Genomic DNA, 23,351 nt, shown 5'->3' with positions numbered 1-23,351 from the left:
GGGCGAGTGAGCACCATACAACGGTCGAGACCGCCCGAAACGGTCGCGACCGTCCGGCCGAAACGCGCATTCCTGCGCGAACTGCTCACCTTCGGTTTCGTCGGGTGCGTCGGCACCCTGATCATGATCCTCGGCGCCAACCTGATGCGCGCCTGGCTCGGCGGCAGCCCCATCACGAGCGTCGTCGTGCCCGGGATCGCCTCCACGCTGACGTCCTACCTCGCCAACCGCTTCTGGACGTTCCGGCACCGCGACAGCGACGGGTCCGGCCGCGAGGTCGCCGTCTTCTTCACGCTGAACGGCATCGGGATGCTCATCCAGGTGGCGTGCACCGGCTTCACCCACTACACGCTCGGCCTGCAGAGCGGCGTCGCCTACAACGGGGCGCTGCTGGCGGGCGTCGGCCTCGGCGCCGCCTGGCGCTACTGGTCGTACAAGAGGTGGGTCTTCACTCCCGCCGCCGGCTGACATGGGCCGGCTGGACGACGAGTGGGCGCTGCACCGCCCGGCGGTGTTCGGCGCGGCGTACCGCATCACCGGCTCGGTCGCCGACGCCGAGGACATCGTCCAGGACACGTGGCTGCGCGCCGCGAAGGCGTCCCTCGGCGACGTCCGCGATCTGCGCGCCTGGCTGATCACGGTCGCCGCGCGCCGCGCCTACGACGTCCTCGGCTCGGCGCGCGCCCGCCGCGTCGACTACGTGGGCCCGTGGCTGCCCGAACCGCTGCTCACCGGTCCGGACGCCGCCGAGCCGGTGCTCGTCGACGACACGCTCGGCACCGCGATGCTGCTGGTGATGGAGGAGCTGTCGCCGCCCGAGCGGGTCGCGTTCGTCCTGTACCGGGCGTTCGGCGTCCCGTACGACCGGATCGCGGAGGTGCTCGGGAAGACGCCCGCCGCGTGCCGGCAGCTCGTGTCCCGGGCGCGCCGCAAGGTCGCCGCGGCCCCGCCGCCGTCCGGCGGGCCCGAGGGCGCCCGCGTGCTGGCCGCGTTCCGCGCCGCCTACGAGCGTCGCGACGAGGCCGCGCTGCTCGCACTGCTCGACCCGGACGCCGCCTACACCACCGACGGCGGCGGCCGCGTCTTCGCCGCCCGCAAGATCATCCGCGGTGCCGCCCGGGTCGCGACCGCGCTGCTGCGGACGGCCGCCCGGCACGGGTTCCGGGCGGTCCCCGCCGAGGTCAACGGCGGACCCGGCCTGCTGATCCTGCGCGACGGGCGGCTCGCCGCCGTCGACGCGCTCGAGATCGCGGACGGCCGCGTCGTCGCCTACCGCCGCGTCCTGAACCCCGCCAAGTTCCGCGCCCCCGGGCTGCGGGACGGGACCGGCTGAACCGGTCGGCCCGGGCGCGTCACAACCTGCGGGGGTGCGCCGTCTCCCTGGCGACGAAAGGAGACGATCATGCCGCGCATGCTGCTGAAGGACGCGAGCCCCGAGGTCTACCGGGGGATCATCAAGACCGCCGCGGTGATCCACGGCGGGCCGCTCGACCGCGCCGTCCAGGAGCTGATCAAGTTGCGTGCGTCCCAGCTCAACGGGTGCGCGTTCTGCGTCGACATCCACTCCCGGGACGCGCGCCGGAACGGCGAGCGCGAGGAGCGCCTGCACCACCTCCCCGTCTGGCGGGAGTCGCCGCTCTACACCGGCGCCGAGCGGGCGGCGCTCGCCTACACCGAGGCGGTCACGCGGCGGGAGCCGGTGACCGACGCGATGTGGGCGACGCTGCGCGAGCACTACCCGGACGACCGGGAGGCCGGCGACCTCGTGGGGCTGGTGGCGCTCATCAACGCGCTGAACCTGTTCGGCGTCCCGCTGCACTACCACGAGATGATCGAGGGCTGACGAGATAATCGAAGGCTGACGAGATGATCGAAGGCTGACGAGATGATCGAAGGGTGACCGCCGGGGACGTCCCCGCGCCCGGTGCGCGGGGGCGTCCGGCCCGCCTCATCGGCCCGCGGGGACGATCTTCTCCGTCTGCGCCCGCGCCTCGGCGAGCGGGCCGACCAGGTCCCGGCCGGTGCCCCGGGAGAACATCACGTGGTCGACGCCCGCCTCGGCGAGCCGGCCGATCGTGTCGACGGCCGCGTCCACCGACGGCACGTCCCGGAACTGCGTCAGCGCCGTCTTCTCGATCTCGGCGTAGTCGCGGCCCTGCCGCTCGCAGTGCTCCCGCAGGACGTCCAGTTTGTGCGGCAGTTCGTCGCCGTCGAAGACGTTGCAGGCGTCGGCGTACTCGGCGACGAGCCGCAGGGTCTTCTTCTCGCCGGCGCCGCCGACGAGGATGGGCGGGTGCGGGCGGCGCAGCGCGGGCGGCGAGTTGAGCGGACGCTCCAGCCGGTAGTGGCGGCCCTCGAACGGCGATTCGTCGCCCTTCCACATCCGGTGCGCGATCCGCAGCGTCTCCTCCAGCCGCTCGTACCGCTCCGGCCTCGGCGGGAACGCGACGCCGAGCCCCCGCGACTCCTCCTCGTGCCACGCGGCGCCGATGCCGAGCCACGCCCGTCCGCCCGACAGGACGTCCAGGGTGGTGACCGTCTTCACGAGGATCCCGGGGTGCCGGTAGGTGACGCCGGTGACCAGGGTTCCGAGGGTGATGTTCTCCGTGAGCGCCGCCGCGTACGCGAGCGCCGAGTAGCCCTCGAGCATCGGCTCCTCGGCGGCGCCGACCATGCCGATCTGGAAGAAGTGGTCCATCACCCACAGCGAGTGCAGCCCGGCCTGGTCGGCGTCGCGGGCGACGCCCCCGAACTCCGGGCCGATCCGCTCGGGCCCGCCGGGGAAGGTGTAGCTGGGAACCTGAAGTCCGATGCGCATGGGTGCCCCTCGTCGTGCCGGTCGTCGTCGTGCCGGTCTCGTCGGTGCCGGCCGCCGTCGTCATCGCCGCCGCGATCCGGAGCGCGCTCCAGGCCAGGCGCGCTCCGGGCCCCCTACCCGCCGCCGGGGCGCGCGAACGCCCGTCCTGGAGCGGACGCGGAGTCCGCGCGGCTCCGGGAAGACCGGCCTCTACCGGGGCCCGCGCCGCGGCGCGGCCTCCGGCAGATCGAGGAAGCGCGCGGCGCGCTCCCACGTCGCGGCCCGGTCGAAGGCGTCGGCCTCCCAGGTCACGGCACGGATCTCGCCGCGGCCGCGGTACCGCCGCATGATCGCGACGTGCTCCGGCAGCCGCACGAACCCGCGCAGCGCGGCCTCGTCCGTCCAGACCGACACCGAGCCGCTCCGGCGTTCCAGCGGCAGCGACCAGAGCCAGAGCCCGACGGCGCCCGGCAGTTCCGGCCAGGAGCGGCGCAGGGCCATGCCGGCCCGGGCGACGCCCGGCAGGTCGCGCGCGCGGGCGCAGGTGAAGTCGGTGACGCTGACCAGGACCGGTCCCGGGGCCGCCGCGGGACCGGCGAGCCAGCGCGTCCTCACCGCCATGCGGGGGAGCGGCCGAGGAGGGCGAGCAGCCGGTCGCGCGGTGCGGCGCCGCCGGCGACCGGGACGGGCGGGGCGAACGCCTCGCCCGGCGCCCGCCCGTCCTCCGGGACGATCGCGGCGATCCGCAGCGACGCCTCGACGAGGTCGGCGTCCGGTTCCCACGGGACGCCGATCGCGACGGCCGCGTCCCACGCGTGGACGACGGCGTCCACGAGGTGGAACCCGATCGCGAGCGCGGCGGGGACGGTGGTGCCGTCGCCGATCTCGGGCAGGTGGAGCGTGTCGCGCGGGCCGGTCGCGGCGAACGCGGCGGTCACCAGGTCGGCGGACGCCGCCGCGGACGCGAGGGGATCGTCGCCGAGGTCGGCGCCGCGCCAGACGGACGGCCGCGCGCCCTCGCCCCGGGCGGCGGCGGCGAAGCCCGCGTCCTGGTTCAGCTGGTGCCGGATCAGGCCGTGCAGGGTCCAGTCCGGGCAGGGCGTGGGGAGGGCCAGCATGTCCGGCTTCACCTGCGCGACGGTGTCGAGCCAGAGGTCGAGGGCCCTCCGGTCGAGGGGGCGGAAATCGCTGGCGAGCAGCGTCTTCAGCAGACTCATGCGGCAACCGTAGGGTCGCGATCGGCCCAATGACAGGGCCAAATTTGCGGTGTTCGACTGAGCCGATCTACGGTCGTGCGGTGGACCTCCACGTGAGCCTGGTCGGCCGGAAGGACCTGTCCGGGCAGATCTACCGGCAGCTCCGGGACGCGATCCTGGACGGGCGGCTGCGGGCGGCCGAGCCGGTGCCGCCGACGCGGGAGCTGGCGCGGCGGCTCGCCGTCTCCCGCAACACCGTCGCCGTCGCCTACGACCGCCTCGCCGCCGAGGGGTTCCTGTACAGCCGGGTGGGCGCGGGCACGTTCGTCCAGGAGGCGGGCGCGGCGCCGCGCGGGGCCCCGGCCGCGTCGCCGCCGCGGCCGCGCCGCATCTGGGACGGCCTGGAGATCTGGCCGCGCCCCATGCCCGGGATCCGCTGGGACCTGCGCGCCGGGCTCCCGGACGTGCGGCTGTTCCCGTTCGAGGCGTGGCGGCGCATCACCGCCGGGGTGCTGCGCCCGTCCGGGCTGCGGGACGCCGCGTCGGCCGGCGACCCGGCGGGGCTCGCGGACCTGCGGGAGGCGATCGCGCGGCACGTCGGCGTGTCCCGCTCGGTGCGGGCGGGACCGGCGGACGTCCTGGTCACCTCGGGCACGCAGCAGGCGATCGACCTGATCGTCCGGGTGCTGCTGGAGCCGGGCGACGTCGTGGCCGTCGAGGACCCCGGCTACCCGCCGGTCGTGATGCTGCTGCGCGCCGCCGGGCTCCGGGTCGTCGGCGTGCCCGTCGACGCGGAGGGGCTGCGGGTGGACGGGCTGCCCGGTGCGGCCCGCGCCGTCTACGTCACGCCGTCCCACCAGTTCCCGCTGGGCATGCCCATGTCGCTGGCCCGCCGCCGCGCGCTGCTGGACTGGGCGCGGCGACGCGACGCCGTGGTCATCGAGGACGACTACGACACCGAGTTCCGGTACGGCGGGCGCCCGATCGAGCCGCTGCAGAGCCTCGACGAGGACGGCCGCGTGCTCTACACCGGGACGTTCTCCAAGGTCATGCGGCCGGTGCTGCGCCTCGGGTTCCTCGTCGCGCCGCCGACGCTGCACCGCGCGCTCCGGCTCGCCAGGTACGCGTCGAGCTGGCACGCCGAGCTGCCCGCGCAGGCCGCGCTCGCCCGGTTCATCGACGAGGGCCTGCTGGCCCGGCACGTCCGCCGGTCGCGCCGCGCCTACCAGGCCCGGCACGAGCGGGTGGCCGAGCTCGCGGGCCGCTGGTCGCGGCCCGTCCCGGCCGAGGCGGGGCTGCACCTGAGCGCGCCGCTGCCCGCCGGGACCGACGACGCCGCCGTCGCCCGGCGCGCCCTCGACGCCGGCATCGGACTGTTCGCGCTGTCGGAGTTCGCCGTGACGGGGCCCGCCGCGCCCGGCCTCGTGCTCGGCTACGGCGCCGCCGACGAGGCCGCGATCGGCGCGGCCCTCGCGCGGCTGGAGCGGATCATCGCCGGACGGGCGTGACGCGCGCCCGACCTGGGCGAACGGGACGGTGATCCACGAATCACCCTCAGTTAGTGATCATCTGGCAACACGGTACTTACGGAACCGACCCGCGACGATAACGGAACGCTCCAAGACTCCTCGCTGTCGAAATCTTGGAGGTGTTCCTTGGCGACAAGGGAACAGTCACAGGGAGTCAACCGCCGGTCGTTCCTCACCGGGGTGGGAAGGGCGGGCGGGGCGGGCGCGATGTTCGCCACCATGGGGGCACTGGGCCTGGCCCCCTCCGCCGAGGCCGCGACCAAGGCGCCCTTCCAGCCCCCGCGGCCCTCCGACTTCCGGCTGCGAGGGCGCGGAGCCGCCAGGGTGCTGATCCTCGGCGGGGGCGTGGCGGGCCTGGCGGCGGCCTACGAACTGGGCAAGGCCGGGTACCACTGCACGGTCCTGGAGGCCCGGGACCGGGTGGGCGGCCGCAACCTGACCCTGCGCGGCGGCGACCGGCTCACCGAGATGGGCGGCGCCGCGCAGCGGGCGGAGTTCGGCCGCGGCCAGTACATGAACGCCGGTCCGGCGCGCATCGCGCAGTGGATGACCACCATGGACTACTGCCGCGAACTCGGCGTCCCCCTGGAGGTGTTCACCAACACCAATGCCGAAGCGCTGATCTACAACGAGTCCGCCGGAATGGACGCGCCGGTCAAATGGCGCACCGCCAAGGCCGACGTGTACGGCTACATCTCCGAGCTTCTCGCCAAGGCCACCGACCAGGGCGCACTGAACGGACGGCTCACCGCGGACGACAAGGAGCGGCTGCTGTCGTTCCTGGCGGACTTCGGCGCCATCGGGCCCAAGTCCGGCGGATACGCCTACACCGGCACCGGACGGCGCGGCTACGCCGTGGACCCGGGCGCGGGAGCGCAGGCCGGCACGGTGCTGGGCCCGCCGCCGTCCCTGTCGGACGTCCTCGCCAGCGGGGTCGGCCGCTCCCTCTCCTTCGAGTTCGGCTACAGCCAGGCGATGCTGATGTTCCAGCCGGTCGGCGGCATGGACGCCATCCCGCGGGCGCTGGCCGAGGCGGTCGGCAAGGGCCGGATCAGGACCGGTGCGAAGGTCACCGGGATCACCGACCGGACGGGCGGGACCCGGGTCGAGTACGTCCAGAACGGCCGGACCCGCGCGGCCGAAGCCGACTACGTCATCGCCGCGCTCCCGCCGCACATCCTCGCCAGGATCCCGCACAACCTCGGCGCGAACGTCCAGGCGGCGCTGGGCACCCCGGTCCCGGCCTCCACCGGCAAGATCGGCATCGAGTACGACGGCCGCTGGTGGGAGCGGGACGAGAACATCTACGGGGGCATCACCAACACCGACCTGGACCTCGCCACCATCTGGTACCCCTCGTACGGCTACCACGGCCGGAGCGGGCTGCTCATCGGCTACTACAACTTCGGCTCCGCCGCCGACGCGTACGCCCGCATGACCCATGCGCAGCGGCTCCGGCGCGCCCTCGACCAGGGCGCGAAGATCCACGGCCCCCGGTACCGGCGGGGCGTCACGGCGTCGGTGTCGATCGCCTGGTCCCGGCAGGAGCACATCGAGGGCGGCTGGATCGGGTGGCCCGACCGCGGCGCCGAGTACCGGCTGCTCAACGAGCCGCAGGGCAACGTCTACTTCTGCGGCGACTGGCTCAGCCACGAGATCGCCTGGCAGCACGGGTCGTTCGAGTCGGCGCGCAAGGTCGTGACCGAACTCCACCAGCGCGTCCTGAAGTCCTGAGGAGGCCGGCCGGCACCAACACCGCGGCGCCCGCCGGGACGCCGGAACGCTGCATCGGCTTCCCGGACGGCGCGCGGCGCCCCGCCGGGCCGGACCGCCCCGGCGGGGCTCCGCCCCGGTCCGCCGGGTCAGCGGCGGACGGGCGTGACGCGCTTCCCGTCCGCGTCGAAGATCAGCATCCGGTCGAACGCGACGGTCAGCGCCACGCGGTCGCCCGGGTTCGGCCGCCGGCCGGAACCGATCCGGAAGACGAGGTCGGAGCGCCGGTGGTGGCCCGCGTGCTCCTCCTCCGGCGGCGCGGCGTCCGCGGCGGGGCGGCCCAGCATCGTCCGCACCCGGCCGCGGATCCCCGGCCGCTCCGGCTCGGCGTACCCGGCGCGGACGGGACGCCCCACCTGGTTCGCGTCCACGACCGGGATCCCCGCCCCGGCGTAGGCGAGCCACTCGTGCCCGTGGAACTCCAGCGAGCGGACCTGCCCCGACAGGACGGTGCCCGGCGCGGCGGGCGCGCCCGGCGCGATCGGCGTCAGCGTGTCCGGGCGGATCCCCACGATGACCGGGCGGCCGTGCTGGCTGATCAGCCAGGACGCCCGCGGGTCATCCCACGGGAGCAGCAGCCGCTGCGCGCCGAAGTCGAGCCGCAGGCCCTCGCCCTCGACCGCCCACAGCGTCGCCCGCAGCAGGTTGATCGGCGGCGAGCTGAGGAACGCCGCGACGAACACGGTCGCCGGGTCCTCGTAGATCTGCTCGGGCGTGCCGACGTCCTCGAGCACCCCGTCGCGCAGGACGGCCATGCGGTCGGCCATCGTCATCGCCTCGACCTGGTCGTGCGTGACGTAGACCGTGGTGGTGCGGCTGGAGCGCACCAGCGCGGAGATCTCCACCCGCAGCTCCGTGCGCAGCCCCGCGTCGAGGCTGGACAGCGGCTCGTCCATCAGGAACAGCGACGGCTCGCGGACCAGCGCCCGGCCGATCGCGGCGCGCTGCCGCTGCCCGCCCGACAGCGTGCGCGGCAGCCGGTCGATCATCGTGTTCAGGCCCAGCGCGCGCGCCAGCTCCACCACCCGCGCGGACGCCTCGGCGCGGTCGTCCCCCGACACCTCCAGCGGGAACATCATGTTCCCCTTGACGGTGCGGTGCGGGTACAGCGCGCCTTCCTGGAACACCATGGCGACGTTCCGCTCGCGGGGCGTCAGCTCGTTCGCCACCGAGCCGTTCAGCCGCAGGTCGCCGGAGGTGATCTCCTCCAGGCCCGCGATCATCCGCAGGATCGTCGACTTGCCGCATCCGGACGGGCCCAGCAGGACGAACAGCTCGCCGTCGTTGATCCGGAGCCGCACGTTCCGGACGGCGGCGTGCCCGCCGGGATAGATTTTCTCGACGCCGTCCAGCACAACATCCGTCATCGGGTCCGCCTGGGGGTGGGCAAAATCTCGGTCCGCCATCTCACCGCGCACCGGTCCCGGTTGTCCAGAGCCGCCACCGGGTTACCGACGGTTAACCGGGCCGGGTCCGGCCACCGGCGCGGCGCCGCCCCGCGGGGGCGGCCCGCCGCCCGTTCCCGGCGGGATGCCTCGGATGTCGTCGCCCGGCCGTAGACTCCATCGACGTGGCAGGCCGTATTCGCAATGAGGACATCGCGCTCGTCCGCGAGCGCTCGTCCATCGACGCCGTGATCGGCGAGTACCTGCAGCTTCGCAGTGCGGGCGGCGGCAACCTGAAGGGCCTGTGCCCCTTCCACGACGAGAAGTCCCCGTCGTTCAACGTGACGCCCTCGCGCGGCCTGTACTACTGCTTCGGCTGCGAGGCGGGCGGCGACGTCATCAAGTTCGTCCAGGAGATCGACCACCTGTCGTTCTCCGAAGCGGTGGAGCGGCTCGCGTCGCAGGCCGGCATCCAGCTCCGCTACGAGGACGACGGGCGGCGCGGCCCCCGCCAGGACGGCGGGCAGCGTGCCCGGCTGCTGGAGGCGCACAAGGCCGCCGCCGAGTTCTACGCCGAGCGGCTCGCCGCGCCCGAGGGCGAGATCGCCCGCCGGTTCCTGTCCGAGCGAGGCTTCGAGCCCGCCGACGCCGCCCGGTTCGGCGTCGGGTTCGCGCCGCGCGAGTGGGAGGGCCTCGTCCGGCACCTGCGCGGCCGCGGCTTCGCCGACCGGGACGTCGTCGCGGGCGGCCTCGCCAAGGAGGGGCGGCGCGGGCCGATGGACCGGTTCCGCGGCCGGCTGATGTGGCCGATCCGCGACCTCGGCGGCGACGTCATCGGGTTCGGCGCGCGGCGCCTGTACGACGACGATGACGGCCCCAAGTACCTCAACACCCCCGAGACGCCGCTCTTCCACAAGGGCTCGGTCCTGTACGGGGCCGACCTCGCCAAGAAGGCGATCGCGCGGCGGCGGCAGGCCGTGGTGGTCGAGGGCTACACCGACGTGATGGCCTGCCACCTGGCGGGCGTCGAGACGGCCATCGCCACGTCCGGCACCGCGTTCGGCGACGACCACATCAAGGTGCTGCGCCGCCTCCTGATGGACCAGGACGAGTTCCGCGGCGAGGTGATCTTCACGTTCGACGGCGACGCGGCGGGGCAGAAGGCGGCGCTGCGGGCGTTCGACGACGAGCAGAAGTTCGTCAGCCAGACGTTCGTGGCCGTCCAGCCGGACGGCCTCGACCCGTGCGACCTGCGCATCCGGCACGGCGACGCGGCCGTCCGCGACCTGGTGGCGTCCCGGGTGCCGCTGTTCGAGTTCGCGGTGCGCAGCGCGATCGAGCGGCACGACCTCGACACCGTCGAGGGGCGGCTCGCCGCGCTGGACGCCGCGGCCCCGGTCGTCGCCGCGATCAAGGACCGGTCCCGCCGCCACATGTACGCGATCAACCTGGACCGGTGGCTCGGCATCATGGACGAGCAGTTCGTGCTGCGCCGCGTCCGCGAGCTGGCGGCCCGGCGGCACGGCGGCGGCGCGAACGGGCGCGGCGGCCGGCCCGGCGACCCCCGGCGGAACGGTCCGGGCGGCGCCCCGAACGGCCGGAACGGCGGCGGCCGCGACGGCGGTCCCGGCGGTCCCGGCGGCGGCCCGGCGGGCCCGGCGGCGCCCGCCCGTCCGGCCGTCGACCCGGTACGGTCCGCATCCGAAGCGGACGACCGTTATGCCGCGGAACTGCTGGCCCGAATCCAGGAACGCCAGCTCACCCGCATGATCGCCGACGCGAAATCTAAACTCGGGCGGCTGAATCCGGCCGAGAACCCGGAAGAGTACAACCGGCTCTTCGGCGATCTTGTGGCGCTTGAGCAGCAGCGACGGGTGTTGCGTGAGCGCGGTCAGGGACCTGATCACCATGCTCGGAGTCGAGCCGGTACGGTCCGCATCCGAAGCGGACGACCGTTATGCCGCGGAACTGCTGGCCCGAATCCAGGAACGCCAGCTCACCCGCATGATCGCCGACGCGAAATCTAAACTCGGGCGGCTGAATCCGGCCGAGAACCCGGAAGAGTACAACCGGCTCTTCGGCGATCTTGTGGCGCTTGAGCAGCAGCGACGGGTGTTGCGTGAGCGAGGTCAGGGACCTGATCACCATGCTCGGAGTCGAGCCGGTACGGTCCGCATCCGAAGCGGACGACCGTTATGCCGCGGAACTGCTGGCCCGAATCCAGGAACGCCAGCTCACCCGCATGATCGCCGACGCGAAATCTAAACTCGGGCGGCTGAATCCGGCCGAGAACCCGGAAGAGTACAACCGGCTCTTCGGCGATCTTGTGGCGCTTGAGCAGCAGCGACGGGTGTTGCGTGAGCGCGGTCTTGGAGCGCAGTGAGTCAAGCACCGGCAAAATGGGTCCTGTGATCTAGGCCGCATTTATCGCAAACTGTCTGCGTGAGCCCTTCGGTGCTGCCTAGCGAGGCGCCATCGGTTGATCAGGTGGCGGACCTCGTCGCACGTGGTAGAGAGCGCGGCGGTGTGACCGTCGCGGACGTCGCTGCCGCGCTCGACCGCTCGGACTTGCCGGACGACTCGCTGGAGCGGGTGGTCCGGATGCTCGCGGAGCAGGGGGTGGACGTCCTCGAACCCCAGCAGGAGAACGAGGACGTCGCGCGGGTTGATGAGGGAGACCTCGGCAAGCGGGCGCCGACGAGCGACCTGGTCCGGATCTATCTGAGAGAAATCGGTCGCGTACCGCTGCTCACGGCAGAAGATGAAGTAGAACTCGCGAAGTCGATCGAGGCGGGACTGTTCGCGGAGGAGAAGGCGGCGCGCGCCGCCGTCCTCGACCGCGGCGAACGGATCGACCTCGACCTGCTCGCCCGCGAGGGCAGACGGGCGAAGCAACGCCTGATCGAGGCCAACCTGCGGCTGGTGGTCTCGATCGCCAAACGCTACGTCGGCCGGGGAATGCTGTTCCTCGACCTGATCCAGGAGGGAAATCTCGGACTCATCCGGGCGGTCGAGAAATTCGACTACACGAAGGGGTTCAAGTTCTCCACCTACGCCACGTGGTGGATCCGCCAGGCGATCACCCGGGCCATCGCCGACCAGGCCCGGACGATCCGGATCCCGGTGCACATGGTGGAGACGATCAACAAGCTCGTCCGCGTGCAGCGCCAGCTCCACCAGGACCTCGGGCGGGAGCCGACGCCCGAGGAGATCGGCCTGGAGATGGGGCTGTCCCCGGTCCGGGTCGTGGAGATCCAGCGGATCTCCCAGGAGCCGGTGTCGCTGCAGTCGCCGATCGGCGAGGAGGACTCCGACCTCGGCGACTTCATCGAGGACGCGGACGCCGTCGTCCCGATCGAGGCCGCGGCGTTCATCCTGCTGCAGGACCAGCTCGAGGACATCCTCGGCACGCTGTCGGAACGGGAGCAGCGCATCATCCAGCTGCGCTTCGGCCTGACCGACGGCCACCCCCGCACGCTGGAGGAGGTCGGCCGGGAGTTCGGCGTCACCCGCGAGCGGATCCGCCAGATCGAGTCGAAGACGCTGGCGAAGCTGCGGCACCCGTCCCGCGCGCAGATGCTGCGGGAGTACCTCGAGTGAATCCCGGCCCCGGGCGGGCGGGCACCGGGCCGGCGCGCGCCCGGCGCGCCCGCCCGCGCCGGGGACGCGGCGGGATCCGGCCACCGGAACCGGCGGCCGGGCGGGGACGAACGTCGCGTTTCGTCCGTCCCGTCGATTACCGTTGTGGCCATGCTGATCGTGACCACTGACGGCCTGGCGGGCTTCGAGATCCGCAGCGTGCTCGGCGACGTCCTGGGCACGGCCGTCCAAGCCGACCGGGGCGCGGCGCCGCAGCCCGGGCCCGCCGGCAGCAGCTCCACCTTCCGGGTGACCGGGGAGCGGCCGGCCGCCGGGCTGGCCGCGGCCCGCCGCGAGGCGGTGGACCGGCTCGGCGAGGAGGCCCGCCGCAGGGGCGCCAACTCGGTCGTCGGCATGCGCTTCGACACCGCCCCGATCGGCGGCGGCGCGTACGAGGTCTGCGCCTACGGCACCGCCGTGTGGGCCGAGCCCGCCGCGCAGCCCCGCGACCAGGCGCCGCCCCCGCCGCAGCACGCGCAGCAGCACGGGCAGGTCCCGCCGTACAAGGACGCCGGCCCCGGCGGCCCGCCGATGGCCGCGCGGAACCTGACGATGGGCCTGCACGACCGTCCGCGCTGACCCCGGCCCGCCCGGAGTCACCCCCGGGCGGCGCGCTCCTCGCGGATGCGGGTGACGACGTCGCCCGCCGCCGTCTTGATCGACTCCAGTTCCCGCAGGTACGCCCAGTAGTCGGGGTGCGTCCCGGTGAGCCGCTCGGGCGCCCGCTCCAGGCGCTCCACGAGCCCGTCCAGGACGCGCGCGTGGTGCGGCGCCGCGCCGCCCGGCTGCGCGACGGCGAGGCGCTGCGCGTCCCGCACGGCGAACCGGACGCCCTCGACGGGCGCGCCCGGGTCGGCGGCGACCTCCGCGAGGCTCTCGACCCGCCCGGTCACCTGGCCCGCGCGGCGGTCGGCGGCGTTCAGCTCGGTGCGGGCGGCGGTCAGCGCCCGCTGCGCCTGCTTCCACTCGCCGCGGGCGGCGTGCTCGGCGGCCTCGTCCAGCCGCTCCCGGGCGCGCCCCACCCCCGCCTCGATCGCCTCGGGCGCGCCGCGCAGGTCCTGCCAGCACGCCTGCGAGTAGCGGCGCAGCATCGTCCGCATCGCCCCCCGGACCGTCTCGACCCGGTTCGCGACGACGTCCACCCGCGTCTTGACGGAGTTCAGCGAGTTGCGGACCTTCTCGCCCTGCTTCGGCAGCTCGGCCGCGGCCTCCCGCGCCCGCTCGGCGGCCTCCCGGACCTCCTCGGCCCGGCGCAGCGCGCCGTCCAGCCCGAGCCCGCCGAGGCCGCGGGACGACAGGACGCCGAGGGACTCGCGGGCCCGGTCGAGCTCGGCCGCCGGGTCGGAGGCGTCCATCCCGGCCTCCCGCGCCGCCGCCACCGCGGCCTCGGCGGCGGCCACCGCGTCCCGCGCGGCCGCCAGCTTCGGCGGGAGCAGGTCGAGGGCCGACTCCAGCCGCGCCATCTGGGGGGAGAGCCGCTCGGCGAACCCGTTCAGGTCGCGGGCGGCCTTCCGCAGCCGCTCCTCGCAGCCGGTGAACGCGCGCCGCGCGGCGTCGTACTGCGCCGGCGACCGGTCCTGGTCGCCCACGTCGTGCGCGTCGACGACGGAGATGTAGGCGTGGGCGGCGGAGTCCGCGGCCTCCGACAGGCGCGCGAACTCGCGGCGCGCCGGCTCGGCCGCGCGGGCGTCCAGATCCTCGAAGACGGTGACGCGGCCGTCGATGAACTTCTGCGCCTGGTCCATGTCGTAGAAGGCGGACGCCGCCGCCTCCTTCGCCTCGATCGCCGCCGCCGCCTCCTGCGCCCCCCGGCCTCGCCTGCGCTGGTCGCCCCGCAACGCCGCCTCCCTTCGTCCACTGCCCAGTGTCGCGCAGCGGACCGCCTCTCCGGTAATGCCGGCGGCCGGATGGGAACGGATAGCATCGCTGCTACGTCGATATACCTGGACGCCCGTACGAACAGTGGTGCGTCCGGTGACGACAGCGATCTTGGAGGAACCTGTGGGCGTCAGTCTCAGCAAGGGCGGCAACGTCTCGCTCACCAAGCAGGCGCCGGGGCTGACGGCGGTGACCGTCGGCCTGGGCTGGGACCTGCGCACCACCACCGGGACCGACTTCGACCTCGACGCGTCCGCGCTCGTGCTGGACGCGTCCGGCAAGATCATCACCGACCAGCACTTCGTGTTCTTCAACAACCTCCGCACGCCGGACGGCGCGGTGGAGCACAGCGGCGACAACACGACCGGCGCCGGGGAGGGCGACGACGAGCGGCTGAACGTCAACTTCGGCGCGATGCCGGGCACCGCCGAGCGGGTCGCGTTCGCCGTGTCGATCTACGACGGGGACTCCCGCGGCCAGAACTTCGGGCAGGTCCGCAACGCCTACATCCGCGTGCTGAACCAGGCCGACGGCACCGAGCTGGCCCGCTACGACCTCTCGGAGGACGCCTCCATGGAGACGGCGATGGTCTTCGGCGAGCTGTACCGCGCGGGGACCGACTGGAAGTTCCGCGCCGTGGGCCAGGGCTACGCGTCCGGCCTCGCCGGGATCGCGTCGGACTTCGGGGTCAACATCTGACCGCTCGCTCGAGCGTCGCAGGAACCGATCAGTCTGCACGGAAGGGGTGGCCCGAACATGGGTGTCTCACTCGCCAAGGGCGGCAACGTCTCGCTGACGAAGGCCGCGCCCAATCTCACGGCGGTCGCCGTCGGCCTCGGCTGGGACGTCCGGGCCACCACCGGCGCCGACTTCGACCTGGACGCGTCCGCGCTGATGCTCGGCGCGTCCGGGAAGGTGCTGTCCGACCAGCACTTCGTGTTCTTCAACAACCTGACGAGCCCGGACGGCTCGGTCGAGCACACCGGCGACAACCTGACCGGTGAGGGCGAGGGCGACGACGAGGTCGTCAACGTCGACCTCACCGGGGTGCCCGCCGAGTGCGAGCGGATCGTGTTCCCCGTGTCGATCTACGACGGGAACTCCCGCGGCCAGAACTTCGGGCAGGTCCGCAACGCTTTCATCCGGATCGTCAACCGGGCCGACGACGCCGAGCTGGCGCGCTTCGACCTGACCGAGGACGCCTCGACCGAGACCGCGATGGTGTTCGGAGAGCTGTACCGTCACAACGGTGAGTGGAAGTTCAGGGCCGTCGGCCAGGGGTACGCCTCGGGCCTGGCGGGCATCGCCATGGACTTCGGCGTCAACGTCGGCTGACCGGAACCGGCCGACCGCGACGCGGGCCGGCCGCCGGCCGCCCCCGCGAGCCGGGCGAGACCCCGTCCGGACCAACTGACTAGCAGAAATACGCGCATGATTCTTCGCACCTTCGGGTGGTCCTTCGGCGTCACGGCCGCGGGCCTCGTGGCCGCCTTCTTCTACGGCGGGCCCACGGGGCTCGCGCTCGTCGCGGTCCTGGCCGTCCTCGAGATCTCCCTGTCGTTCGACAACGCCGTCGTTAACGCCAAGGTGCTCGACCGGATGAGCCCCTTCTGGCAGAAGATCTTCCTGACGATCGGCATCGCCATCGCGGTGTTCGGCATGCGGCTGGTGTTCCCGCTCGTCATCGTGGGGATCACCGCCCGGCTCGGGCCGATCGAGGCGTTCGACCTGGCGTTGAACGACTCCGACCGGTACCACCACCTGATGGAGCAGGCGTACCCGACCATCGCGGCGTTCGGCGGCATGTTCCTGATGATGCTGTTCCTGAACTTCGTGTTCGAGGAGCGCGACATCCACTGGCTGGTGTGGCTGGAGAAGCCGCTCGGCGTCATGGGCCGGCTGGACCAGCTCCCCGTCGTCATCGCCGGCGGCGCCCTCGTGCTGGTCGCCTCGATCTGGGCCGACGACCCCGGCGAGGTCATGATCGCCGGGGTGCTCGGCATGGTGACCTACATCCTCGTCAACGGGCTCGGCGAGCTGTTCTCCGAGGCGAGCGACCTGGACCTCGACGAGGACGACGAAGGCCCCGAGGACGAGGTCACCATCCGGCGCGGGCCGAGCGACCTCGCCAAGGCCACCGGCAAGGCCGGCTTCTTCCTGTTCCTCTACCTGGAGGTGCTGGACGCCTCGTTCAGCTTCGACGGCGTCATCGGCGCGTTCGCGATCAGCACCGACCCGATCGTCATCGCGCTCGGCCTCGGCATCGGCGCCATGTACATCCGGTCGCTCACGGTGTTCCTCGTCCGCAAGGGCACCCTGCACACCTACGTGTACCTGGAGCACGGCGCCCACTGGGCGATCGGCGCGCTCGCCGTCTGCATGCTCATCGGCATCGGCGGCCACGTCCCCGAGTGGATCACCGGCGGGCTCGGCGCGGGCCTGATCATCGCCGCGTTCGTCAGCTCGGTGCTGCGCAACCGGGGGTCCGACGACGGCGCGGCCGGCGCCTCCGGCGAGGACAAGGAACTCCACGCCGGAAAGGTCTGACCCCGGGCTTGGCCAGCGAGACCTTCTGCCCCTTCTGCAGCGAGATCGACATCGTCGGCTCCTTCGGTGATCGATGCGGGATTCGCGTGGGTCGTCGGACGGGGGGCGGCAGCCTCACCCGAGTCCGGATGGGCCTGGGCTGGGACGCCGTCGCGAAGAAGGGCCTGTTCGGCAAGAGCCGCGCCCAGTCCATCGACCTGGACGCGTCGTGCCTGCTGTTCGACGCCGCCGGGAACCTCGCCGACCAGGTGTGGTTCCGCCAGTTGCGGAGCAAGGACGGGGCCGTGCAGCACACCGGCGACAACCTGACCGGGGAGGGCGAGGGCGACGACGAGGTCATCAACGTCGACCTGCAGCGCGTCCCCGACAACGTCCAGCAGCTCGTCTTCACCGTGAACTCGTTCACCGGCCAGGACTTCTCGCAGATCGCGAACGCGTTCTGCCGGCTGGTGGACGAGAGCACCGGGCAGGAGATCGCCCGGTACGAGCTGAGCGAGGGCGGCCGGCACAACGCGCAGATCATGGCGAAGGTGTCCCGGGACGGGAGCGGCTGGTCGATGACGGCGATCGGCGCGACCGCGACCGGGCGGACCTTCCAGCACCTGCTGCCCGCCGTGTCGGCGCACCTGTGAACGACCCGAACCGGCGGCCGTGACGGGCATGCACCACCCCGGCACGGAACGCCCCGCCCCACCGGACGCGTGCGCGCGGCGGCCGGCGATGCGGCATTTCGACCATGTCGACGCCGCCCGCCGCAAGCACCTGTTCTACCGGCACCCGCGGCCGTTCACCCGGCACGACGACCCCGCGGTGCTGGCCGTCGCGCTCGGCGCGACGCTCTACGCCCCGGCCACCCGCCCGACCCTCGCCGACGACATGGTGAAGGCCGCGCGGCGCGGGGTGAAGAGCATGGTCGTGTGCCTGGAGGACGCGATCGGCGACTTCGACGTCGCCCGGGGCGAGGCCAACCTGATCGACGCGTTCGCGGGCCTGCACGCGCGCGGCGCCGCGGCGCCGCTGCTGTTCGTCCGCGTCCGCGACCCCCGGCAGATCGGGGACCTGATCGACCGGCTCGGCGACGCCGCCGAGCTGGTCACCGGGTTCGTGCTGCCGAAGTTCGCCCCGTCCACCGGTGGAGCGTTCCTGGACGCCGTCGCCGACACCGCGGCCCGGACGGGCCTGCGGCTGCTGGCGATGCCGGTCATCGAGAGCCCCGAGACGGTGTACGCCGAGACGCGCGCCGCGATCCTGGACGACATCGCGCGGCTGCTCGCCAAGCACCGCGACCGGGTCCTCGCGGTCCGGATCGGCGCCACCGACATGTCCGCCGCGTACGGGCTGCGCCGCCCCCCGGACCTCACCATCTACGACATCCGGCCCGTCGCGGGCGTGATCAGCGACGTCGTCAACGTCCTCGGCCGCGCCGACGGCACCGGGTTCGTGATCACCGGGCCGGTCTGGGAGTACTTCGCGGCGGGCGAGCGGATGTTCAAGCCGCAGCTGCGCCGCACCCCGTTCGACGAGCAGCGGGCCGCGCCGCTGCGGCAGCGGCTCATCACCTCCGACCTGGACGGGCTGATCCGCGAGGTGCACCTCGACAAGGCGAACGGCCTCACCGGCAAGACGGTGATCCACCCGAGCCACGTCGCGGCCGTCCACGCGCTGTCGGTCGTCACGCACGAGGAGTACTGCGACGCCGCCGACATCCTCGGCGTCGCCGGGGGCGGGGCGATGGCGAGCGCCTACGCCAACAAGATGAACGAGGCCAAGCCGCACCGGGCGTGGGCGGAGCGGCTGATGCTGCGCGCCCGGGTGTTCGGCGTCGCGGCCGAGGACGTCACGTTCGTCGAGCTGCTCGAAGCGGCCGACGTGCGGTGACGCGGAACGCAGGGAGGCGACCCGGGATGACGTGGGCCGGTACGTGGGTCGCGGAACGGCTCGGCGTGCGGCTGTCCGACGGCGCGCGCCCGGTCGGCGTCGGGCTGTCCGACCTCGTCGGGCTCGCGGTCCGCCGGAACCCGCGCCGCGCGCACCTGCTGGTGTCGGCGGTGCTGGGCAAGCACGTCCCCACCGACCCGCGCCTGGTGTACGGGGCGGGCCTGCTGCTGGGCGATCTCGTGCGCGCGCGCCTGCGCGATGTGGACGTGCCGTCCCGTGCGGGTGCGTTCCTCCCGGACGCCTTGGGCGGCGCACCGGGAGCGGCGGCCGCGCTACGGGACGTCCTGTGCGAGCCCCGGGAACCGCTGGACGCGATCGTGCTCGGCTACGCGGAGACGGCGACCGCCTTGGGGCACTCCGTGGCGGACGCCCTGGGCGGCGCCTACTACCTGCACTCCACGCGCCGTCCGGTCCCCGGATTCACCGCGTACGGCGGATTCGAGGAGGAGCACAGCCACGCCACGAGCCACCTCCTGCTCCCCGCCGACCCCGCCGACCTCGACCGCGACGTCCCGGTCGTCCTCGTGGACGACGAGCTGTCGACCGGACGCACCGTCCTGAACACGATCGAGGCGCTGCACGCCGTCCGCCCCCGCCGCCGCTACGTCGTGGCCGCCCTCGTCGACCTGCGGGACGACGCCGACCGGGCCCGCACGGCCGCGCTCGCCGCCCGCCTGGGCGCCCGCATCGACGCCGTCGCGCTCGCCGGGGGGCGCGTCGAGCTGCCCGACGGCATCCTGGAGGCGGGGCAGGCCCTCGCGGCGGGCCTCGCCGAACCCGCGGCGGCCCCGCCGGCCCCCGCCGCCGCGTTCCCCGTGACGCGGGTGCGGCTCGACTGGCCGCCCGGCCTGCCCGACGGCGGCCGCCACGGTTTCCTGCCCCGGCACCGCGCGCGCCTGGAGAAGGACCTGCCGCGCATGGCCGACGCCATCGCGGACGGGCTCGCGGGCGGGCCCGGCGACGGCTTCTCCCGCGTGCTCGTCCTCGGCTTCGAGGAGCTGATGTACGCGCCGCTGCGCCTCGCCGAGGCGCTCGCGGACGCCCTGCCGGACGCGGACGTCCGGTACTCGACGACGACGCGCTCGCCCGTCCTCGCCGTGGACGACCCCGGGTACGCCATCCGCACCCGCCTCGCGTTCCCCGCGCACGACGACCCCGCCGACGGGCCGGGGGAGCGGTACGCCTACAACGTGTCGCCGAGGTTCGACCGCATCGTGCTGGCGGTGGACGACGCGGGCGACACCGGCGCCCTCGCCGGCGGCCTCCTGCCCCGGCTGCGCGCGCTCGCCCCGGTGACGGTCGCCGCCGTCCCGTCCCGCGGGAGGGAAGCGTGAAGCCGCTGCACGGCCCGGACTTCGGCAGCTACCCCGCCGCGGACGTCGCGTGGCTGCTCAAGGACCTCTCCCACGCGGAGCTGGAGGCGCCCACCGAGGAGCGCGAGGCCGCGATCCAGGCGGGCCGCGCCCACTACGCGGAGTCGCTGCCCGTCGAGTACCAGCCCGGCCCCGAGTACCGGCGGCTGTTCCACGAGGCGCTGGACGCCTCCGCCGAGCGCCTCGCCTACGCGACCGGCCTCGTCACCGAACTGGTCCTCGCCGAGCGCGGCCCGGACGCCGTCCTCGTCTCGCTCGCCCGCGCCGGGACCCCCGTCGGGATCCTGATGCGGCACTGGGCGCGGTTCGCGCACGGCCTCGACCTGCCGCACTACGCGATCAGCATCGTCCGCGCCCGGGGCATCGACACCGTCGCCCTCCGGTACCTCGCCGACCGCCACGACCCGTCCGCGGTGATGTTCGTCGACGGCTGGACGGGCAAGGGCGCGATCACCCGGGAACTCACCGCGGCGCTCCGCGGGACCGGGTTCCGCCCCGACCTCGCCGTCCTGGCCGACCCCGGGCGCTGCACGCCGCTGCACGGCACCCGCGACGACTTCCTCATCCCGTCCGCCTGCCTGAACTCGACGGTGTCCGGCCTGGTCAGCCGGACCGTCCTGAACGCCGACCTGATCGGGCCCGGCGACTTCCACGGCGCCAAGTTCTACGCCGGCCTCGCCGCCGACGACGTCTCCGCGCTGTTCCTCGACACCGTCCGCGCCCGCTTCGACGACGTCGCCGAGCGCGTCGCGAAGGACCTGCCCGGCCTCCGCGCCGCCGACCGCACGCCCGACTGGTCCGGCTGGGAGGCCGTCCGGCGCTGGGCGCGCGCGCAGGGCACCGACGACCTCAACCTCGTGAAACCGGGGATCGGGGAGACGACCCGCGTGCTGCTGCGGCGCGTCCCCTGGAAGATCATGATCCGGTCCGACGCGGGCCCGGAAGTGCGGCACATCCGGCTCCTCGCCCGCGAACGGGGCGTCCCCGTCGAGGAGGCCGCACCGGACGCGTTCCCGTACGCCTGCATGGGCTTCATCCACCCCAAGTTCGGCAAGGGGGCCGTTCAGTGACCGTCCTGGTGTGCTCCGACCTGGACCGCACGCTCATCTACTCGCAGGCCGCGTTCGCCCTGGACGGCCCGGACGAGGCGATGCCGCGCCTCCTGTGCGTCGAGTTCTACCAGGGGAAGCCGCTCTCCTACATGACGGAGTCCGCGGCCCGCACCGTGGAGGCGCTCGCCGCCGCCGCGGTGTTCGTCCCCGCCACGACGCGCACGCCCGAGCAGTACCGCCGCGTCCGCCTCCTCGAGAAGCCGCCGGCGTACGCGATCTGCGCGAACGGCGGGCACCTCCTCGTGGACGGCGCCGACGACGCCGACTGGTCCGCGCTCGTCCGGTCGCGGCTGTCCGCCGGGTGCGCGCCGCTCGCCGAGGTGCGGGCGCACCTCACCGGCGTCTCGGGCGACTTCGTGCTCAAGCGCCGCACCGCCTCCGACCTGTTCGCCTACGCCGTCGTCGACCGCGCCGCGCTCCCCGCCGGCTGGGTGGACGACCTCGCCGGCTGGTGCGCCGACCGCGGCTGGCGTACGTCCCTGCAGGGCCGCAAGGTGTACTGCCTGCCGGCCGGCCTCACCAAGGCCGCCGCCGCCGCGGAGGTGGCCCGCCGCACCGGCGCCGCCACCGCGCTCGCCGCTGGCGACTCCCTCCTCGACGCCGAACTCCTCGACGCCGCCGACGCCGCCGTCCGTCCCGCCCACGGCGAACTGCACGCCGCCGGCCGGACGTCCCCGAACACGAGCGTCACGGCGTCCGCGGGCGTCCTGGCGGGGCAGGAGATCGCGGAATGGCTCCTGTCGCGCGCCGCCGCGCCGTGAAAAATCACGGGCCTTCCCCGTGAACCGTGGAGAACCGACCTTCGCGGGGGTCTCGTCGCGGCACCGATATGGCGTCACAATCGTCAGTGAGGAGGGCCGCACGGACACATGAGCTCCCGGCTGACCGGAGACGAGACGGCGCTGTGGCAGGCCGCGGCGTGCGTGCTGGACGCCAACTGGACCGGCGCCGCGACCGCCGCGTCGCCCGGCCTGTATCCGCACCAGTGGAGCTGGGACTCGGCGTTCGCCGCCCTCGGCCTCGCCCGGCACCGCCCCGACCGCGCCCGCCGCGAGCTGCTGTCGCTGTTCCGCGGCCAGTGGGCCGACGGGATGCTCCCGCACATCGTGTTCAACCCCGACCTCGACCGGCGCGCGTTCTTCCCCGGCCCCGAGCTGTGGTGCAGCGACCGGCAGCTCGCCGCGCCCCGCGGCGTCCGCACGTCCGGCATCACCCAGCCGCCGCTGCACGCCCTCGTCGCCCTGCGCCTGCACCGGGCCGCGCCCGACGCCGCGTTCGCCGCCCGCATCTACCCGATGCTCGCCGCCCAGCACCGCTACCTCGCCCAGGTGCGCGACCTGGAGTCGAGCGGCCTCATCGCGATCTGCCACCCGTGGGAGTCCGGCCTCGACAACAGCCCCGCCTGGGACCGTCCGCTCGGCGCCCTCGAACTGCCGCCGGACGCCTTCGCGCCGGCCCGCGGCCCCCGCGCGCTCCCCACCGGCGAGGACTACGACCGGTACGTCCGGCTCGTCACCCTGCTCCGCGACACCGCCTACAGCCCCGGCCACATCCGGGAGGCGCACCCGTTCGCCGTCGAGGACCCGCTCGTCAACGCCGCCTACCTCGCGTCCACGCACGCGCTCGCCGAACTCGCCGAGATCGCCGGCGCCGACCCCGCGCCCCACCGGGAACGCGCCGCGCGCGTCCACCGGGCCCTCATCGACCGCCTCTGGGACCCCGACACCGGCTGCTTCCGCGCCCGCGACCTGCGCGGCGGGCGGCTGCTGCCCACCGTGACGATCACCGCGTTCGGGCCCCTGCTCGATCCCGAACTGCCCGCCCCGATCGTCCGGTCCCTCGTCGACCTGCTGCTGTCCGCCCGCTTCGCCGGGGCCGCCGGGTACCCCGTCCCCACGTGCGACATCCAGTCGCCGGCGTTCGACCGCACCGGCTACTGGCGCGGGCCCACCTGGATCAGCACCAACTGGCTGCTCTGGTACGGCGCGCTCGTCCACGGGCTCCCCGTCGTCGCCGACCTCCTCTACGGCTCCACGCTCCGGCTCGTCCGGCAGTCGGGCTTCCGCGAGTTCTTCGACCCCTTCGACGGCTCCGGCCGCGGCGGCCACGACCACTCGTGGTCGGCCGCGCTCGTCCTCGACCTCCTCGGCGCCCGCCGGGCCCCGCGCGCCGCCTGATCGCCTA

General features: G+C 73.8%; 23 protein-coding genes and 1 pseudogene. 19 read left to right on the top strand and 5 right to left on the bottom strand.

The features are described 5' to 3' along the window. Positions 1 to 6: 6 nt before the first annotated feature. The 3 genes from DMH08_RS03315 (at position 7) to DMH08_RS03305 (ending at position 1,843) form a co-directional block, all read left to right on the top strand. Positions 7 to 468, top strand: a complete 462-nt coding sequence (locus tag DMH08_RS03315) for a GtrA family protein (RefSeq protein WP_026405600.1) — start codon at positions 7 to 9, stop codon at positions 466 to 468. Between the two features lies 1 nt (position 469). Then, the gene (gene sigJ / locus DMH08_RS03310; protein ID WP_125611621.1) at positions 470 to 1,333 is read left to right on the top strand and encodes an RNA polymerase sigma factor SigJ; all 864 of its coding nucleotides are present in this window, start codon (positions 470 to 472) and stop codon (positions 1,331 to 1,333) included. A 69-nt stretch (positions 1,334 to 1,402) separates the two neighbouring features. After that, positions 1,403 to 1,843, top strand: a complete 441-nt coding sequence (locus DMH08_RS03305) for a carboxymuconolactone decarboxylase family protein (RefSeq protein WP_125611619.1) — start codon at positions 1,403 to 1,405, stop codon at positions 1,841 to 1,843. A gap of 105 nt (positions 1,844 to 1,948) precedes the next feature. Here the strand turns inward: DMH08_RS03305 and DMH08_RS03300 are convergent, their stop codons facing one another. From DMH08_RS03300 to DMH08_RS03290, 3 genes are all read right to left on the bottom strand, one after another. Next, on the bottom strand, positions 1,949 to 2,818 hold the full coding sequence (locus DMH08_RS03300; RefSeq protein WP_125611617.1) for an LLM class F420-dependent oxidoreductase: 870 nt from the start codon (positions 2,816 to 2,818) through the stop codon (positions 1,949 to 1,951). A gap of 189 nt (positions 2,819 to 3,007) precedes the next feature. Next, positions 3,008 to 3,418: a hypothetical protein gene (locus DMH08_RS03295; RefSeq protein WP_199747592.1), complete on the bottom strand. Its 411-nt coding sequence runs from the start codon at positions 3,416 to 3,418 to the stop codon at positions 3,008 to 3,010. Beyond that, complete coding sequence (locus DMH08_RS03290; protein WP_125611615.1) at positions 3,409 to 4,014, bottom strand: TIGR03086 family metal-binding protein; 606 nt, start codon at positions 4,012 to 4,014, stop codon at positions 3,409 to 3,411. The genes DMH08_RS03295 and DMH08_RS03290 overlap by 10 nt, the downstream gene beginning before the upstream one ends. An 80-nt stretch (positions 4,015 to 4,094) precedes the next feature. Between DMH08_RS03290 and pdxR the strand changes: the two genes are divergently transcribed. Continuing rightward, positions 4,095 to 5,501: a MocR-like pyridoxine biosynthesis transcription factor PdxR gene (gene pdxR, locus DMH08_RS03285; RefSeq protein ID WP_125611613.1), complete on the top strand. Its 1,407-nt coding sequence runs from the start codon at positions 4,095 to 4,097 to the stop codon at positions 5,499 to 5,501. A 240-nt stretch (positions 5,502 to 5,741) separates the two neighbouring features. Then, complete coding sequence (locus DMH08_RS03280) at positions 5,742 to 7,256, top strand: flavin monoamine oxidase family protein (RefSeq protein WP_233617371.1); 1,515 nt, start codon at positions 5,742 to 5,744, stop codon at positions 7,254 to 7,256. A gap of 128 nt (positions 7,257 to 7,384) precedes the next feature. On the opposite strand, the gene DMH08_RS03275 is transcribed toward DMH08_RS03280, so the two are convergent. Continuing rightward, positions 7,385 to 8,662, bottom strand: coding sequence for an ABC transporter ATP-binding protein (locus DMH08_RS03275; protein ID WP_026405606.1), 1,278 nt, complete (start codon positions 8,660 to 8,662; stop codon positions 7,385 to 7,387). Positions 8,663 to 8,865: 203 nt separating this feature from the next. On the opposite strand from DMH08_RS03275, the gene dnaG reads away from it, so the two are divergent. The 5 genes and pseudogenes from dnaG (at position 8,866) to DMH08_RS03255 (ending at position 12,898) form a co-directional block, all read left to right on the top strand. Beyond that, positions 8,866 to 10,707 (top strand): DNA primase, encoded by a 1,842-nt coding sequence (gene dnaG, locus DMH08_RS03270; RefSeq protein ID WP_125611609.1) that lies wholly within the window; start codon positions 8,866 to 8,868, stop codon positions 10,705 to 10,707. Continuing rightward, on the top strand, positions 10,589 to 10,945 hold the full coding sequence (locus tag DMH08_RS42580) for a hypothetical protein (protein WP_325052905.1): 357 nt from the start codon (positions 10,589 to 10,591) through the stop codon (positions 10,943 to 10,945). The genes dnaG and DMH08_RS42580 overlap by 119 nt, the downstream gene beginning before the upstream one ends. Further along, positions 10,866 to 11,063 (top strand): annotated as a pseudogene (locus tag DMH08_RS03265) (DNA primase); the annotation flags it as partial. The gene DMH08_RS42580 and the pseudogene DMH08_RS03265, both read left to right, overlap by 80 nt. A 71-nt stretch (positions 11,064 to 11,134) precedes the next feature. After that, a complete protein-coding gene (gene rpoD, locus DMH08_RS03260; protein WP_026405608.1) occupies positions 11,135 to 12,280 on the top strand; it encodes an RNA polymerase sigma factor RpoD in 1,146 nt (381 codons plus the stop codon). Positions 12,281 to 12,430: 150 nt separating this feature from the next. Continuing rightward, entirely contained in the window at positions 12,431 to 12,898 is a 468-nt protein-coding gene (locus DMH08_RS03255; protein ID WP_026405609.1) for a YbjQ family protein, read from the top strand. 17 nt (positions 12,899 to 12,915) lie between these two features. On the opposite strand, the gene DMH08_RS03250 is transcribed toward DMH08_RS03255, so the two are convergent. Then, positions 12,916 to 14,157 carry a molecular chaperone DnaJ gene (locus DMH08_RS03250; protein ID WP_125611607.1) on the bottom strand — a complete coding sequence of 414 codons (1,242 nt, stop codon included), beginning with the start codon at positions 14,155 to 14,157 and terminating at the stop codon, positions 12,916 to 12,918. Positions 14,158 to 14,320: 163 nt separating this feature from the next. Between DMH08_RS03250 and DMH08_RS03245 the strand changes: the two genes are divergently transcribed. The 9 genes from DMH08_RS03245 (at position 14,321) to DMH08_RS03210 (ending at position 23,344) form a co-directional block, all read left to right on the top strand. Next, on the top strand, positions 14,321 to 14,896 hold the full coding sequence (locus tag DMH08_RS03245; RefSeq protein WP_125611605.1) for a TerD family protein: 576 nt from the start codon (positions 14,321 to 14,323) through the stop codon (positions 14,894 to 14,896). Between the two features lie 57 nt (positions 14,897 to 14,953). Next, positions 14,954 to 15,532 (top strand): TerD family protein, encoded by a 579-nt coding sequence (locus DMH08_RS03240; protein ID WP_026405612.1) that lies wholly within the window; start codon positions 14,954 to 14,956, stop codon positions 15,530 to 15,532. 96 nt (positions 15,533 to 15,628) lie between these two features. Beyond that, the gene (locus DMH08_RS03235; protein WP_125611603.1) at positions 15,629 to 16,744 is read left to right on the top strand and encodes a DUF475 domain-containing protein; all 1,116 of its coding nucleotides are present in this window, start codon (positions 15,629 to 15,631) and stop codon (positions 16,742 to 16,744) included. An 86-nt stretch (positions 16,745 to 16,830) separates the two neighbouring features. After that, the gene (locus DMH08_RS03230) at positions 16,831 to 17,376 is read left to right on the top strand and encodes a TerD family protein (protein WP_233617369.1); all 546 of its coding nucleotides are present in this window, start codon (positions 16,831 to 16,833) and stop codon (positions 17,374 to 17,376) included. Positions 17,377 to 17,464: 88 nt separating this feature from the next. Further along, positions 17,465 to 18,622: an HpcH/HpaI aldolase/citrate lyase family protein gene (locus DMH08_RS03225; RefSeq protein ID WP_125611601.1), complete on the top strand. Its 1,158-nt coding sequence runs from the start codon at positions 17,465 to 17,467 to the stop codon at positions 18,620 to 18,622. 26 nt (positions 18,623 to 18,648) lie between these two features. Beyond that, complete coding sequence (locus DMH08_RS40785) at positions 18,649 to 20,016, top strand: phosphoribosyltransferase family protein (protein WP_199747590.1); 1,368 nt, start codon at positions 18,649 to 18,651, stop codon at positions 20,014 to 20,016. Beyond that, positions 20,013 to 21,125, top strand: coding sequence for a cysteine protease StiP family protein (locus tag DMH08_RS40780; protein WP_199747589.1), 1,113 nt, complete (start codon positions 20,013 to 20,015; stop codon positions 21,123 to 21,125). Before DMH08_RS40785 ends, DMH08_RS40780 begins: the two co-directional genes overlap by 4 nt. Then, a complete protein-coding gene (locus DMH08_RS03215; RefSeq protein ID WP_125611599.1) occupies positions 21,122 to 21,928 on the top strand; it encodes an HAD family hydrolase in 807 nt (268 codons plus the stop codon). The genes DMH08_RS40780 and DMH08_RS03215 overlap by 4 nt, the downstream gene beginning before the upstream one ends. 108 nt (positions 21,929 to 22,036) lie before the next feature. Continuing rightward, complete coding sequence (locus DMH08_RS03210; protein WP_125611597.1) at positions 22,037 to 23,344, top strand: MGH1-like glycoside hydrolase domain-containing protein; 1,308 nt, start codon at positions 22,037 to 22,039, stop codon at positions 23,342 to 23,344. Positions 23,345 to 23,351 lie beyond the last annotated feature (7 nt).

The organism is Actinomadura sp. WAC 06369 (genome assembly GCF_003947565.1).
Taxonomy (GTDB): Bacteria; Actinomycetota; Actinomycetes; order Streptosporangiales; family Streptosporangiaceae; genus Spirillospora; species Spirillospora rifamycini.
The sequence above is the reverse complement of the archived record's forward strand: the minus strand, read 5'-3'. Positions and strand labels throughout refer to the sequence as shown.

Excerpts from the sequence above, each read along its gene's own strand:
- sigJ (WP_125611621.1), top strand. The coding sequence starts at position 470 with ATGGGCCGGCTGGACGACGAGTGGGCGCTGCACCGCCCGGCGGTGTTC.
- DMH08_RS03305 (WP_125611619.1), top strand. The coding sequence starts at position 1,403 with ATGCCGCGCATGCTGCTGAAGGACGCGAGCCCCGAGGTCTACCGGGGG.
- DMH08_RS03300 (WP_125611617.1), bottom strand. The coding sequence starts at position 2,818 with ATGCGCATCGGACTTCAGGTTCCCAGCTACACCTTCCCCGGCGGGCCC.
- DMH08_RS03295 (WP_199747592.1), bottom strand. The coding sequence starts at position 3,418 with ATGGCGGTGAGGACGCGCTGGCTCGCCGGTCCCGCGGCGGCCCCGGGA.
- DMH08_RS03290 (WP_125611615.1), bottom strand. The coding sequence starts at position 4,014 with ATGAGTCTGCTGAAGACGCTGCTCGCCAGCGATTTCCGCCCCCTCGAC.
- DMH08_RS03280 (WP_233617371.1), top strand. The coding sequence starts at position 5,742 with ATGGGGGCACTGGGCCTGGCCCCCTCCGCCGAGGCCGCGACCAAGGCG.
- DMH08_RS03275 (WP_026405606.1), bottom strand. The coding sequence starts at position 8,662 with ATGACGGATGTTGTGCTGGACGGCGTCGAGAAAATCTATCCCGGCGGG.
- DMH08_RS42580 (WP_325052905.1), top strand. The coding sequence starts at position 10,589 with ATGCTCGGAGTCGAGCCGGTACGGTCCGCATCCGAAGCGGACGACCGT.
- DMH08_RS03255 (WP_026405609.1), top strand. The coding sequence starts at position 12,431 with ATGCTGATCGTGACCACTGACGGCCTGGCGGGCTTCGAGATCCGCAGC.
- DMH08_RS03240 (WP_026405612.1), top strand. The coding sequence starts at position 14,954 with ATGGGTGTCTCACTCGCCAAGGGCGGCAACGTCTCGCTGACGAAGGCC.
- DMH08_RS03235 (WP_125611603.1), top strand. The coding sequence starts at position 15,629 with ATGATTCTTCGCACCTTCGGGTGGTCCTTCGGCGTCACGGCCGCGGGC.
- DMH08_RS03225 (WP_125611601.1), top strand. The coding sequence starts at position 17,465 with ATGCGGCATTTCGACCATGTCGACGCCGCCCGCCGCAAGCACCTGTTC.
- DMH08_RS40785 (WP_199747590.1), top strand. The coding sequence starts at position 18,649 with ATGACGTGGGCCGGTACGTGGGTCGCGGAACGGCTCGGCGTGCGGCTG.
- DMH08_RS03210 (WP_125611597.1), top strand. The coding sequence starts at position 22,037 with ATGAGCTCCCGGCTGACCGGAGACGAGACGGCGCTGTGGCAGGCCGCG.